The 13027-nt window shown below is 63.1% G+C and carries 12 protein-coding genes; 6 read left to right on the forward strand and 6 right to left on the reverse strand.

All coding sequences use genetic code 11. From position 1 onward, the window contains the following. The first annotated feature begins 51 nt into the window (after positions 1–51). Complete coding sequence (locus GTP69_RS00930; RefSeq protein ID WP_161053113.1) at positions 52–654, forward strand: TetR/AcrR family transcriptional regulator; 603 nt, start codon at positions 52–54, stop codon at positions 652–654. A gap of 2 nt (positions 655–656) precedes the next feature. Here the strand turns inward: GTP69_RS00930 and GTP69_RS00935 are convergent, their stop codons facing one another. The 5 genes from GTP69_RS00935 to GTP69_RS00955 are packed head-to-tail and all read right to left on the reverse strand — an operon-like array spanning position 657 to position 5162. Continuing rightward, complete coding sequence (locus GTP69_RS00935) at positions 657–1820, reverse strand: ABC transporter substrate-binding protein (RefSeq protein ID WP_161053114.1); 1164 nt, start codon at positions 1818–1820, stop codon at positions 657–659. A gap of 35 nt (positions 1821–1855) precedes the next feature. Further along, positions 1856–2563, reverse strand: a complete 708-nt coding sequence (locus tag GTP69_RS00940; RefSeq protein ID WP_161053115.1) for an ABC transporter ATP-binding protein — start codon at positions 2561–2563, stop codon at positions 1856–1858. Further along, positions 2550–3314, reverse strand: coding sequence for an ABC transporter ATP-binding protein (locus tag GTP69_RS00945; RefSeq protein ID WP_161053116.1), 765 nt, complete (start codon positions 3312–3314; stop codon positions 2550–2552). Before GTP69_RS00945 ends, GTP69_RS00940 begins: the two co-directional genes overlap by 14 nt. Beyond that, positions 3307–4299 (reverse strand): branched-chain amino acid ABC transporter permease, encoded by a 993-nt coding sequence (locus GTP69_RS00950; protein WP_161053117.1) that lies wholly within the window; start codon positions 4297–4299, stop codon positions 3307–3309. The genes GTP69_RS00945 and GTP69_RS00950 overlap by 8 nt, the downstream gene beginning before the upstream one ends. Then, positions 4299–5162 carry a branched-chain amino acid ABC transporter permease gene (locus GTP69_RS00955; RefSeq protein WP_161053118.1) on the reverse strand — a complete coding sequence of 288 codons (864 nt, stop codon included), beginning with the start codon at positions 5160–5162 and terminating at the stop codon, positions 4299–4301. The genes GTP69_RS00950 and GTP69_RS00955 overlap by 1 nt, the downstream gene beginning before the upstream one ends. Positions 5163–5256: 94 nt before the next feature. On the opposite strand from GTP69_RS00955, the gene GTP69_RS00960 reads away from it, so the two are divergent. After that, positions 5257–6042, forward strand: coding sequence for an IclR family transcriptional regulator (locus tag GTP69_RS00960; RefSeq protein ID WP_229260745.1), 786 nt, complete (start codon positions 5257–5259; stop codon positions 6040–6042). A gap of 59 nt (positions 6043–6101) precedes the next feature. After that, positions 6102–7199 carry a calcium:cation antiporter gene (locus GTP69_RS00965; protein ID WP_161053119.1) on the forward strand — a complete coding sequence of 366 codons (1098 nt, stop codon included), beginning with the start codon at positions 6102–6104 and terminating at the stop codon, positions 7197–7199. Here GTP69_RS00965 and GTP69_RS00970 read toward each other — a convergent pair whose 3' ends face one another. Beyond that, complete coding sequence (locus GTP69_RS00970; protein WP_161053120.1) at positions 7200–7568, reverse strand: cupin domain-containing protein; 369 nt, start codon at positions 7566–7568, stop codon at positions 7200–7202. It lies immediately after the preceding gene. A gap of 73 nt (positions 7569–7641) precedes the next feature. Here GTP69_RS00970 and GTP69_RS00975 point away from each other — a divergent pair, with 73 nt between their 5' ends. From GTP69_RS00975 to GTP69_RS00985, 3 genes are all read left to right on the forward strand, one after another. After that, the gene (locus GTP69_RS00975) at positions 7642–7836 is read left to right on the forward strand and encodes a DUF1653 domain-containing protein (protein ID WP_161053121.1); all 195 of its coding nucleotides are present in this window, start codon (positions 7642–7644) and stop codon (positions 7834–7836) included. 69 nt (positions 7837–7905) lie between these two features. Beyond that, positions 7906–12066: an ATP-binding protein gene (locus GTP69_RS00980; protein ID WP_202424252.1), complete on the forward strand. Its 4161-nt coding sequence runs from the start codon at positions 7906–7908 to the stop codon at positions 12064–12066. Between the two features lie 73 nt (positions 12067–12139). Further along, entirely contained in the window at positions 12140–13018 is an 879-nt protein-coding gene (locus GTP69_RS00985) for a substrate-binding domain-containing protein (protein WP_161053122.1), read from the forward strand. Positions 13019–13027 lie beyond the last annotated feature (9 nt).

Genomic DNA, 13027 nt, shown 5'->3' on the forward strand with positions numbered 1-13027 from the left:
TATTACTACTAACAAATCAGAAACGCTACTGATTAGTAGCGAAACGTACCAATGAGTATTCTTTCCAAATTCAGCTTCAAAGACCAGGCCTTCAAACTGCGCGAGAGCGCCATCCTGGACGCGACCACCTCGGTACTGGGCAGCAAGGGCTATGACCTGATGACCATGGACGATGTGGCCGGCGCGGTTGGCATCTCCAAACCCAGCCTGTATAAGCACTTCAAATCCAAGGAAGAATTGGTGGGCGAGGCGATGATCCGCCTGCTGGATGGCGCCATCGATCAGATGGCGGCGATGGATGCGGCGCTAACGCCGGTGCAGAAACTGTCGGCCCTGCTGGAGTGGGCGTTGCGGGTGCGGCTGGGCGGCGGCTTGCCATTCCTGCCGTCGACCAGTGCGCATGTGCGCGATATGTTGATGCGCAACGTGAAGTACATGCTGCGCGTGGTCAAGCTGAACCGCCAGCTGGAAGCGCTGGTCAAGCAGGCGCAAAAGGACGGCGACCTGAACGCCGCCTTGCCGAGCGACGTCATCCTGTTCAGCTACTACGCCCGCACCTGCGATCCCGCCGTGGAATTCCTGAGCAAATTCAGCAAGATGAGCGACGACGCCATCGTGCAGCACATGCTGACGGTGGCGTTCAAGGGACTGTAACGCTATTGGCCGGCGGCGTTAGAGCGCAGCAGCTGGCCTTTCAGCTTGCCGTTTTCCACCGATGCCACAATGGCGTTGACGATGCTGCCACCCTTGGCGTCCAGTCCTTCCACGCTGGCCGGATTGTATTGCCCCGGCAGCTTGCGGAAGGCCTGGTCCATCTGCGCGCGAATGGCGATGGCGTCGCTGACGGTGCCGGCCAACTTCATCGCCGCAATGGTGGCGTGCACCGCCGTGTAGTTCAGCGCCACTTCGCTGCTGGGGTCTTTCCCTTCGTTCAGCTTGCGATAGCGCGTGGTGAAGGCAACCGCATCCGGCCGGTCGTCGCCGCTCATCGGCATTACGCCGACCGCGCCTTCCAGTGTGTTGTAGCCGCCGGTGATCTTGGCCATTTCATCCAGCTTGGCCTGGTCCAGCACGATGAATGCGCCCTTGAAGCCCAATTCACGCGCCTGCTTGGCCACCAGTGCGGTCGGTTCCGACGCACCGCCGATGAACAGCACATCCGGCTTGGCCTGGATCACGCGGCTGACGCCGCTGTAGAAGTCGGCCGCCTTGTTATATGACATCGGGTTATCCGCCACCACCTTGCCGCCGGCCGCTTCCCACGCCGGCTTGAAGGCAGCCGACCAGGCCTTTGCATAGTCATGATCGGCCTGCGCCAGCGCCACGTTCTTGCCGTACTTGCTCATCGACGCTTTGATGAACGGCGCAATATAAGTGGTGAAGTCGGGCGGAATGCGCACCGTGAGCTTGTTGCCGCGCTCGGTCGCGGCGGGCAGGCTGGTGTACGCCAGCAGCAGTACCTTCAGCTTTTCATTGGTGGCCTGCGCTGCAAACACGCCGCCCGAGTGCGGCACCAGCACGGCGGCGGTCTGATGCTGCTGCACCAGGCGTTGCAGGTTGATGCCGGTCTCGCTAGGGTTGTATTTGTCATCCAGCGCGACGATCTCGACCTTGTAGCGCTTGCCGCCGATCTCGACCGGCGCAGCGTTGATTTCGGCGGCAGCCATCTGCATGCCGTTCAGCACGCTTTTGCCATACAGCGCGGCGCCGCCGCTCAGCGGTCCGGAATAGCCGATCTTGATGGTGTCCTGCGCATGTGCGCCGCTGACGGCCAGGCTCAGCACGAGCGCTACTGCTTTGAAGCGGGTGAATTGGTACATGGTACGTCTCCTTAATTATAAGTATGACCACAATGCTAGGCGCCGATATAGGCCTTGCGCACTTGCTCGTTGCCGAGCAATTCTTCACGACTTCCTTCCAGTACGATCCGGCCTTGCTCGATGACGTACGCGCGGCTGGCGATATTCAGCGCCGCATAGGCGTTCTGTTCCGCCAGCAGCACGGTAGTGCCAGCTTTATTGATGCGGGCGATGATCTCGAACATCTGCTTGACTACCAGCGGCGCCAGCCCCAGCGATGGCTCGTCCAGCAGCAGCGCCTTGGGCCGCCCCATCAGCGCGCGGCCGATGGCCACCATCTGTTGCTGGCCGCCGGATAGCGACCCGGCCGGACAATCCTTCTTCTCATGCAGGATGGGGAATAGCGCGAACACTTCGTCGAGCAGGCGCTGGCTGCCCTTGCTGTCGCGCCGGTGGACGTAGCCGCCGAGCGTCAGGTTCTTCAGCACCGACATGCCGGGGAACAGTTTGCGTCCTTCCGGGCAGTGCACCAGGCCATCCTCGACAATCTGCGATGGCTTGCGGCCGACCAGTTCGCGTCCACCGAAGCGGATGCTGCCGCCGCTGGCGCGCCGCAAGCCGCTCATGGCGTGGAAGATGGAGCTCTTGCCGGCGCCGTTGGCGCCCAGCAGCACCACCAGTTCGCCTTCGTCGGCGTGAATGTCGACGCCGTGCAGCGCCTGGAAGCTGCCGTAGGACAGCGATACCTTGTCAAGAGTGAGCATGGTCGCTCCCCAGGTAGGCTTCGATGACCACCGGATTGGCGCGGACTTCGGCCGGCGTGCCTTCGGCGATCTTTTCGCCGTAGTTCAGTACCAGGATCTTGTCGGCCAGGTTCATGATCATGTCCATCTTGTGTTCGATCAGGCAGATGGTCAGGCCGCTGCGCTTCATTTTGCGGATCAGGTCGGCCAGGCCCACGGTTTCCTCGGGATTGACGCCGCCGGCCGGCTCATCCAGCAACAGCAGCGTGGGATCGGTGGCCAGGGCCAGCGCGAAGGCGACGCGTTTGCGTTCTTCCTGTGAAATGTCGCCCGCCAGCCGCGCCTCGATGTGCGCCAGGCCGACGAAGTCCAGCGCCTCGCGGGCCTTGCGGCGGCAGGCGGCTTCCTCGTCGCGCAGGCGGCGCGTGCCGAATACCACGTCCAGCAGGTTGGAGCGGGTGCGCAGGCGGTGGCCGACGATCAGGTTGTCCAGTACGCTGGCGTTGTCGAACAGCGTGGTGGACTGGAAGGTGCGGCCGACGCCGATGCGCGCCATCTGGTCGGCCCGCAGGCCGGTGACATCGCGGCCATCGATGACGATGCGGCCTTCGCTGAGCGGCATCGCGCCGCTGATCAGGTTGAAGAAGGTGGTCTTGCCGGCGCCATTCGGGCCGATGATGGCGTTGATCGTGCCGCGCTCGAAGCCGACGCTGATACCGTTGACGGCGGTTAGCCCGCCGAAGCGCTTGGTCACGGAAGTCAGCTCAAGCACGGCGCACTCCTTTGTTGGCGGCCAGGCGCACCGGCGGCGCGGTCACCTGTTGCGCCGCCTTGCGCTTGCGGCGCGCCATCCACGTGCCGACGATGCCATGCGGCAGGAAAATCACCAGCGCCACCAACAGCGGACCGAACACCACGAAGCGGTAGTCTTGCAGGAACTGCAACTGCTGCGTCAGCCACGGCATGCTGATCGCACCGAGCAGCGGGCCGGCCATGGTGCCGATGCCGCCGATCAGCATATACATCGTCATGTCGAAGGTATGCTCGACGCTGGCCAGCTCCGGCCCGAGGAAGCGCACGTAGCCGGCATACAGCCCGCCCGCAAGACCCGCAAAGAACACGGACAGCATGAAGGCCAGCAGCTTGTTGCGCATCAGGTTGATGCCGAGCGCCTGCGCCAGGTCGTCGCCGTTGCGGATCGCCACAAAGGTGCGGCCCAGCAGCGAGTTGACGATGCGGTGCATGATCCACATGCTCAGCGCCAGAAATAGCAGCACCAGATAGTATTGCGTGCGCGGCTCGGAGAAGTCGAGGCCGAACACGGACTCCGGCGCCGGAATACCGACGATGCCGCCGGTGCCGTGGGTCAGGCTGTCCCATTTCTCGATCAGCAGGAACATGATGTAGCCGACGCACATGGTAAAGATCGAGAAGAAATGGGTCTTCAGGCGCAGCGAGACCAGGCCGACGAAGAAGCCGATGCCGGCCGCCACCACGCCGGACAGCGCGAATGCGATCCAGAACGGCACCTGGTAATCCACGGTCAGGATGCCAACCGTGTACGCGCCGACTGCCATAAAACCGCTGTGCGCCAGGTTGAACTGGCCGGTATAGCCGGTGATCAGGTTCAGGCCGACGGTGGCAATCGCATAGATATAGGCGGTCGACATCACGGTCAGGTGATAGTCATTGCCGGCTATGAAAGGGAAGGCCAGACCCAGCGCCAGCAGCGCGCTCCAGCCGATTTTGGCGTTCATCAGTACGCTCCTTTGCGGAACAGGCCTTCCGGACGCAGCGACAGAATCGCCACCAGCAGTACAAAAGCAATGATGTCCTTGTAGTCGGTGGAGATATAGAACGCGCCGAAGGACTCGGCAAAGCCGATGATCAGCCCGCTAGCAATCGCACCCGGCACGCTGCCCATGCCGCCCAGCACGATGATCACGAAGGCCTTGGTAATCACCAGATGCCCCATCGAGCTGTAAACCAGGTTGATCGGCGCATACAGTACGGCCGCCATCGCAGCCAGTACGCCGGCGATGGCAAAGGTCAGCATTGCCACCCGGTTGGCGTCGATGCCGACCAGCGCCGCGCCGTCACGGTTCTGTGCCATGGCGACGATGGTAGCGCCGGTGATGGTCTTCTTCAGGAATAGCTGCAACAGCAGCACCAGCACGAACGCCGCCACGATAATCAGCAGCCGCTGCGCCGGCAGGGTGACATCGCCAAAGGACAGGATCTGGGAGTAGGGCGTGGCCATGCGATGGAAGTCCGCACCCCACAGCGCCTGCGCCCCGGACTCCAGAAACAGCAGGATGCCGATCGACGCAATCATGTGGTGCAGGTAGGGAGCGTTGCGCAGCGGATGGAACACCAGCCGCTCCGCCAGCACGGACAGCAGCGCCACGGCCACCGCCGCGCCGGCCATCGCCAGCCAGTAGTTGAAGCCCAGCCGCTCAATCAGGAAGAAGGCGGCATAGGCGCCCGCCATGTAGAACGCGCCATGGGCAAAGTTGGGCACATGCAGGATGCCATAGACCAGCGTCAGGCCCAGCGCCACCAGGCAATAGACGCCGCCCAACGTCAGTCCATTGAGGACCTGTTGCAGGAATAACTCCATCGTGTCTCCATCATTATAGTTAGTTTTGCTGTGTGAAACTGTATTGTGTAAAATGGAATAGCACGAGCGTACGGCATTTTTAAAAGCCGGGCAAATGGTTTTTTTACAACAGGGAATGGCGATGCAGGCAGGTCTGGAAGAACGGTATTTCATCACGGCACTGGCGCGCGGACTGGACGTGCTGGGATGCTTCCGCGTGGCCGATAAGGGGCTGAGCAACCAGCAGATTGCCGAACGCTGCGGCTTGCCGAAGTCGACCATCACGCGCATCACCTACACGCTGACCCGGCTCGGCTATCTGGCGCAGGACGCCAATCACAAATACGTGCTGGGCACGGCCACGCTGCGGTTGGGTAGCACCATGCTGCAAGGACTGGACATCCGCGAACTGGCGCGGCCGATGATGCAGGCGCTGGCCGACTCGACCGGCACCACGGTCGCCATCGCCGTGCGCGACCGGCTGTCGATGATTTATGTGGATGTGTGCCGTAGCACGGCGGCGCTGTCACTGTCGCTACAGGTCGGCGCGCGGCTGCAACTGGCGGCCTCGGCGATCGGGCGGGCTTATCTGGCCAAGGCGTCGGAAGCGGAGCGGCAGGAAATACTCAGCCGCAGCCGGGAGCTGGACGACACGGTCTACGACAGCATGCAGCAAGGCGTGGCGCGCGCGCTGCACGATGAAGCGGAGTTCGGCTGCGCCACCTCGTTCGGCGAATGGCAGCAGGACATCAACGGCATCGCCGTCAGCTTCATGCCGATATCGGGTGGGCAGCGCATGTCGATCAACTGCGGCGGGCCGTCGTCCAGCATTTCGCAGGAATATTTGCTGGACGAAGTACGCCCGCGGCTGGTCGCCATCGCCCGGCGGCTGGAATCCTGAAGCGGAAAAGTTTGCTATCTGTGCTAAGGTTGCCGCTGTCATCACAGTGAGCCTCGCACATGAAAATACAATCCACTCTTCCTATCTGGACCATCGCTGCGCCCGTGCTGGGGTGGCTGGCCATCGGCGGAAAGTCGCTTTTCGGCGGGGAGGGCGCGCCTTCGGCGCTGATGCTGGTGGTGCTGGCCGCCTGTCTGTTCGGCGGCGTGCTGGCGGCGGTGTTCCATGCCGAAGTGGTGGCGCACAAGATCGGTGAACCGTTCGGCACGCTGGTGCTGGCGGTGGCGGTGACTTCGATCGAGGTGGCGCTGATCGTCTCGCTGATGGTGGCGGGCGGCGCCGAAACCACCGGGCTGGCGCGCGATACCGTGTATGCGGCGGTCATGCTGATCTTGAACGGGATGGTCGGACTTTGTCTGCTGGCCGGAGGCGAACGCCATGGCGAGCAAAGTTTTACGGCCACCGGCGTGTCGGCCGCGCTGGCGACGCTGGCGGCGATTTCGGTGCTGACCATGGTGCTGCCGAATTACACCATCACCACGCCCGGTCCGTCTTACAACAGCAGCCAGCTGATTTTCATCGCGGTGATTTCGCTGGTCCTGTACGGCACGTTTGTGCTGGTGCAGACGGTGCGCCATCGCGAATACTTCCTGCCGCAGGAAGGCACGGCCGCCGAGGATGAGCATGCGCCGGTGGCCTCGTCGCGCATGGCCTGGATCAGCGGCGCTTTGCTGCTGGCTTGCCTGGGTTCCGTGGTGCTGCTGGCCAAATCCTTGTCACCGTCGCTGGAAGCGGCCGTGCTGAAGATGGGCGCGCCGAAAGCGCTGGTGGGGATCATCATCGCGGCCGTGGTGCTGCTGCCGGAAGGCATTGCCGCCTTCCAGGCCGCGCGTGCCAATCGGCTGCAAACCAGCCTTAATCTGGCGCTGGGCTCGGCCCTGGCCAGCATCGGCCTGACGATTCCTTGCGTGGCGATTGTGGCGTTGATGAATGGCTGGACGCTGACGCTGGGCATCGACATCAAGTCGACGGTGCTGTTGCTGCTGTCGCTGATCGTCACCTCGCTGTCGCTGACCGGCGGCCGGACCACGATTATGCAGGGCACGATCTTGCTGACGATTTTTGCGGTCTACCTGTTCGTGACCATCGTTCCGTGATCAGGCCGCGCGGTCGATAATCACGTAGTGCTTGCGGACCGGTTCGACCACTTCAAACACACCCTTGAACCCGGCGGGGATGACCATGGCGTCGCCGGGCCCGGCTTCGGCGGCGTTGCCCTGTTCGTCGATGACGCGGCAACGGCCTTCCAGCACGTAGAAATACTCGTCCTTGTTGTCGGCAAAAGCGATGCGCCAGCTACCCCGTTCGCAGGCCCAGATGCCCGCGTTAACCTCGTTGCTGGCGCTGGTGAAATGATTCCACGTCGTACGCTGCGGATTGCCCTCCAGCCGGCGCTCTTCACGCGGATGGTCGTATTCGGGTGTCGGGGACTGAAGGCGGAATTGGGTAATGGTCGTCGTGTTCATGGCAGAATTTTAACAGTTCAAAGACAGGGCGGCGGCAGGTAGAATGCCGTCTTTTATTCCAGGGAGGCACACCATGCGATTCAAACACTACAAAGGCGGCGAATACGAATTGGTCTGCGAGGCCACGATGGAGTCCGATTTGACGCCGCTGATCGTCTACCGCGCGGCAAACGGCAGCATCTGGTGCCGTCCGCGCGCCGTGTTCTTCGAGGAAATCGAAGTGGACGGCAAGCGCGTGCCACGCTTTGCGCCGATTGTTGAGGCCTGAGCAAATAGTGCGATGCAGGGCGGATGTTGTCGCGTAAAATAATTGGTTCAATTCACCGATTATTCTTCTATGCCATCCTCACTGCCGCTCAACACTTCGTCCGATATCAACTGGCTTGCGGGCGGTGGCGAGATGGCAGCCCTGATTGCTACCATTGACTGGTCGCGCACGCCGTTGGGACCGATTGACGCCTGGCCGCAGAGTTTGCGCACCACGGTCAGCCTGTGCCTGTCCTCGACCTTCCCGATTCTGGTGGCGTGGGGACCGGAATTCATCCAGATCTATAACGACGCTTACCGCCCGATCTGCGGCGGCAAGCATCCGGCGTCGATGGGCGAGCCGTTCAAGGTGTGCTGGGCCACGGCCTTGCCGGTGGTCGGCGACAAGTTCGACCGCGCGCAACAGGGCGAGGGCACCTACATCAAGGACCAGCGCATGTTCCTGGACCGCGACGGCTATCTGGAAGAAGCGTTCATGACCTTCTCGTTCTCGCCGATCCGCGACGAATCTGGCGAAGTGGGCGGCATCTTCCATCCGATCACCGAAACCACCGCGCAGGTGTTGAACGTGCGCCGTTCGCAAAGCCTGCGCGACCTCAGCGCCGCTATCGTTGACGCACGCACGGTGGCCGACATCGGCCGCGACCTGGCCGGCCAATACGAGCAGCTATCGCTGGATGTGCCATTCCTGCTGTTCTACCAGCGCGACGAGGGCAGCGGCCAGTTGCATTTGCGCGGCAGCGCCGGCATCACCGCCGGCAGCGCGCTGGCGCCGCAACAGACGCCGATGGATGATGAATGCTGGCCGTTCGCCCAGGTCGCTGCCGGCGGCAAGGCGTTGCAGGTCGATGGTCTGGCGGCGCATTTCGGCGCCACGCCGTGCGGCCCATATGAAGAAGCGCCCAATTCCGCGTTGGTGCTGCCGGTCAGCCTGCCGGGCCAGCAGGAGGTGTTCGGCTTTCTGGTGGCCGGCGTCAGCGCGCGACGCGCGGTGGATGAGGAGTACCGCAACTTCTACGCCTTGCTGAATGCGGCCTTCAATACGGCCGTCGGCAACGTCACCGCATATGAGCAGGAGCAGCGCCGCGCCGAGGAACTGGCGCGCATCGATCGCGCCAAGACTGCGTTCTTCTCCAACGTCTCGCACGAATTCCGCACTCCGCTGACGCTGATTCTCGGCCCGCTGGATGACGCGCTGGCCAACGATGGCCTGTCGCCGGAACAGCGCCGACGCATCGAAACCACGCACCGCAACGCATTGCGCCTGCTTAAACTAGTGAATTCGCTGCTGGACTTCTCGCGCATCGAGGCCGGCCGTGTGCAGGCCAGCTACCAGCCGGTGGATCTGGCGCGGCTGACGGTGGAACTGGCCGGCGTGTTTGAATCGGCCATGATCAAGGGCGGCTTGCGCTACACGCTGGACTTGCCGCCGCTGGCGGAGCCAGTCTATGTGGATCGCGATATGTGGGAGAAGATCGTCTTCAACCTGCTGTCGAACGCCTTTAAATTCACGCTGGCCGGCGAAGTGACGCTGACGCTGCGCGAGCACGCCGGCATGGTGCGACTGTCGGTGCGCGACACCGGCGGCGGCATTCCGGCGCACGAACTGCCGCGCACTTTCGAGCGCTTCCACCGCATCGAAGGCGCACCGGGACGCACCTATGAAGGCAGCGGCATCGGCCTGGCGCTGATTCAGGAACTGGTGCGCCTGCACGGTGGCCAGATCGCGGTACAGAGCGTGGTGGGCGAGGGTACGCAGTTTGATGTCGATATCCCGTTCGGCCATGCGCATTTGCCGGCGGAGCGCGTGGTGGCGCTGGATGCCGATCCGGCGCTGGCCAGCAGCGGCACGCCGCGTACCGGCGCCGCGTTTGTAGAAGAAGCGCTGCGCTGGCTGCCGGATGAAGACGAAAACAAGCCAGTGGCGCTCCGCGACGATGGCGACGGCGAGGTGAGCGGGCCGCTCCAGCACCGCCCACGCATCCTGATCGCCGACGATAACAACGACATGCGCGCCTATCTGAAGTCGCTGCTCGATCCGCATGCGGATGTAACGGTGAGCGCCGACGGCGAAGCGGCCTTCGAGCATCTGCTGCTATATCCATGCGACCTGCTGCTGAGCGACGTGATGATGCCAAGGCTGGACGGCTTCGGCCTGATCGCCCGCATTCGCGCCACCGAAGCGGTGCGCCATCTGCCGGTGATCCTGCTGTCCGCGCGCGCCGGCGAAGAAGCCAAGATCGAAGGCTTGCAGGCGGGCGCCGACGATTACCTGGTCAAGCCATTTTCCACGAATGAGCTGCTGGCGCGGGTGCTGCGCCAGGTCACGCTGGCGCGTGAACGCGAACAGCAGCGGCAGGATGGCTTGCTGCGCGAGGCTTATTTCCACGCGCTGATCGACGCTTCGCCGGTCATCTTGTGGACCACCGACGCCGATGGCCAGACCACTTATCTGAGCCAGCGCTGGTACGACTACACGGGCCGCACACCGGAACAGGATCTTGGCGTCGGCTGGCTGGATAACGTGCATCCCGACGATATGGAGCGCGTTCGTCAGACCTTTGACGCCGCGCGCGCAGCCGGCACGCCGTATTCGGCGGATCTGCGGCTGCGCCGTCACGACGGCGTTTATCGCTGGTGCATCGATGCCGGCATGCCGCGCATGGGCGACGATGGCAAGCCGGCCGGCTTTGTCGGCACCGTCATCGACATCAACACCCGCAAGATGCTGCAGGAACGCTTTGCCCGCGTGGCCGGCGCCGGCGATATCGGCGTGTGGCATGCGGACGCGCCGTTCGACGCGCTGCGCATCAATCCACAGATGGCGGTGCACCTTGGTCTGGCGGGGCAGGACACGCTGTCGATAGAACAGCTATTGGCGGTGGTGGACAACGAGGATCGCAACCGTCTCGCGGATGGCATCACGCGCGCATTGCGCGACGGCGTGCCGCTGGATGTGGAGTTCCGCATCACCGCCGCTGCCGGCACCGAAACGGCGCCGCGCTGGTTGCGTATCGTCGGCTGGTGCGACGTCGACGACCAATGCCAACCGACGCGCTTCGATGGTATCAGTCTCGATATCACCAACCACAAGCACGCCGAGATGAAGCTGCAACGCCTGGCTGGCGAACTGACCGAGAAGAACCAGCGCCAGAGCGAATTCCTGTACACGCTGGCGCACGAGTTGCGCAATCCGCTGGCGCCGATCCGTGCCGGATTGGAATTGATGGCGGCGCGGCCGGCAGGCGCCACAGCCGGCGACCTGCAAGGAATGATGCTGCGGCAGGTCGATCACATGGTGCATCTGGTCGACGACCTGCTCGATATCGCGCGGCTGGCGGAAGGCAAGGTCACGCTGCGGCAGGAGCGCGTGCCGCTGGCCGATGTGGTCAGCGATGCGGTCGAAATCAGCACGCCGCTGATGAACAAAGGCGCGCACCAATTGTCGCTGCATCTGCCATCGGCGCCGCTGATGCTGGAGGTGGACCGTCATCGCATCGCGCAGGTGCTGAGTAATCTGCTGAACAACGCGGCCAAGTACACGCCAAACGGCGGCCACATCGAACTCTCCGGCCGCGTGGCGGATCGTGAAGTGGTGCTTACTGTATCGGATAACGGTATTGGTATCGAGCCGCAGTTGCTGTCTTCGGTGTTCGATATGTACGCGCAGGCGCCAGCCGGCCAGGAGATGGCGCAAGGCGGCTTGGGCGTGGGACTGAATCTGGTGCGGCAGGTGGTGCAGCTGCACCATGGCCGCGTGCGTGCGGACAGCGACGGCGTTGGCCAAGGCAGCCGCTTCACGGTGTGGCTGCCACTACCCGAGCAGGACGTCGCTATCGAGCAGCCGGTGGTGGCGCCGGCATCTGCGCCGAAGGCAAGCGGCCTGCGGGTGCTGGTGGTGGACGATAATATCGACGCCGCCGAAACCTTGGGCGCGCTACTGGAATTCAGCGGCCATCAAGTGCAGGTGGCGCACAGCGGTGCGTCGGCGCTGAGCAGCGCGGCGGTGCACTTGCCGCAGGTGGTGTTTCTAGACATCGGCTTGCCCGACATCAGCGGTTACGACGCAGCGCTGGCCTTGCGCGGCATGGAAGGCATGGCCGGCGCCCGCATCATCGCGCTGACCGGCTGGGGCACGCCGTCCGACAAGGAGCGCTCCAGCGCCGCCGGCTTCGACCAGCACCTGACTAAACCGGTCGATTTTAATCTGCTGCTCGCTGCACTCACTTGACGTTCAGCCCGGTAAGTATCAGGATGGGGAGATGATAAAAACATGGTCTCTCCAACTCACGGTAGCTTGCTTGTTGCTAGCGGCTTCTGCCGGCGTGCAGGCTAAAGGCTGCATCGGTTTCATTCCCAGTGGCGGCGGTGGCATCTTCTGGAAGGGCGTCCATAGCGGCGCCGTCGAAGCCGGCAAGGCGCTGGGTTACGAGATTTATTTTCGCGGCCCGCAGGAAGAAAACCAGGCCGGCATCCAGACCACGGTGCTGGAGATGGTCAAGCAGCGCGGCTGCAAAGCCCTGGTGATCGCGCCCGGTTCAGCCGACATGGCGCTGGCGGTGGGCAAGCTGCAACGCAGCGGTGTCCCGGTCATCTACGTGGACCGCAATCTTGGCGCACCATCGCCCACCGGCATGGTCGGCAGCGACAACTACAAGGCAGGACAACTGGCCGGCGAGGCGATGGCCAGGAGCCTGAAAGGCAAGGGCACGGTGCTGCTGTTTCGCATGAAGCAGGGCTGGCAGACCACCGATCAGCGCGAGAACGGATTCGCCGAAGCCGCTACCCGCAAGGGCTTGCAGGTGATCGATGGCGGCTATCTCGGCGCCGTGTATGGCGAAGCCTTCGTCAATGCCTCATCCGCCTTCGTTGCCCAGAAGGGAAAATTCCAGGGCGTGTTCGCACCCAACGAAGCCACCAGCATGGGTGTGCTGGCGGCGTTGCGCGAACAGCGTCTGGCCGGGCAAGTGACCTACATCGGGGTCGACGTCACCGACCAGCTGATTGAAGGCCTGCAAAGCGGCGCGGTGACTGGCCTGGTGGTGCAAGCCGCCCACGCCATCGGTTATCAGGCGGTACAGATGGCGGTACGCGCCGTCGACAAGAAGCTGCCAGCCAACCGCCGCGTGACGGTGGATGCGATCTACCTCACCGAAGAGAATATCGATTCCTACATTCCGTAGACCGTCGCG

The sequence above is a fragment of the Duganella levis genome (assembly GCF_009857605.1).
In the GTDB taxonomy this organism is placed as follows: domain Bacteria; phylum Pseudomonadota; class Gammaproteobacteria; order Burkholderiales; family Burkholderiaceae_D; genus Rugamonas; species Rugamonas levis.